This window comes from Pantoea sp. Fr+CA_20, assembly GCF_024520835.1.
Lineage (GTDB): Bacteria > Pseudomonadota > Gammaproteobacteria > Enterobacterales > Enterobacteriaceae > Pantoea > Pantoea allii.
Window position 1 is genome coordinate 1 of the sequence record NZ_JALNPN010000012.1, and the last position, 584, is coordinate 584.

At 56.7% G+C, this 584-nt stretch carries 1 tRNA gene and 2 other RNA genes; all 3 read right to left on the reverse strand.

The features are described 5' to 3' along the window. Positions 1–98: 98 nt before the first annotated feature. The 3 genes from NR177_RS14610 to NR177_RS14620 all read right to left on the reverse strand — a co-directional run bounded on the left by NR177_RS14610 (position 99) and on the right by NR177_RS14620 (position 526). A non-coding RNA gene (locus NR177_RS14610) (RtT sRNA) lies at positions 99–231 on the reverse strand. Positions 232–274: 43 nt separating this feature from the next. Continuing rightward, positions 275–407: non-coding RNA, RtT sRNA (locus NR177_RS14615), on the reverse strand. Between the two features lie 43 nt (positions 408–450). Beyond that, positions 451–526, reverse strand: a tRNA-Lys gene (locus NR177_RS14620). Positions 527–584: the final 58 nt, after the last annotated feature.

The following is a 584-nucleotide window of genomic DNA, read 5'->3' on the forward strand; positions in this document are numbered from 1 at the left end:
GGTCCATGATGAACATGAACCCTTTTTACACCTGCCACTGGATCGGTCAACCGATCCTTAAATGATCGGCATTAGCCCAGTGGGCGCTCTTTCTGTATTGGTGGGTCGTGCAGGATTGCCTCGGCCCGTCCGGGCCTCGCCCTTCGGGTGATGCTAGCGCATCAGCCTGAATCGCTGCGCGATTCAGTCGACCCTGCAGCAGGTTCTCATCCTGCACGTTTGACTGCGCAGCCTACAAACGAAAAGAGCGCCCGGTGGGCGCTCTTTTCTGTATTGGTGGGTCGTGCAGGATTGCCTCGGCCCGTTCGGGCCTCGCCCTTCGGGTGATGCTGGCGCATCAGCCTGAATCGCTGCGCGATTCAGTCGACCCTGCAGCAGGTTCTCATCCTGCACGCCAGACATCGGAGTGCAGAAACGAAAAGAGCGCCCGGTGGGCGCTCTTTTCTGTATTGGTGGGTCGTGCAGGATTCGAACCTGCGACCAATTGATTAAAAGTCAACTGCTCTACCAACTGAGCTAACGACCCGCTCGGGGCTTACAACCGCTCAAACACATTCACCAATGATGCCTGAGATTAAGATGGT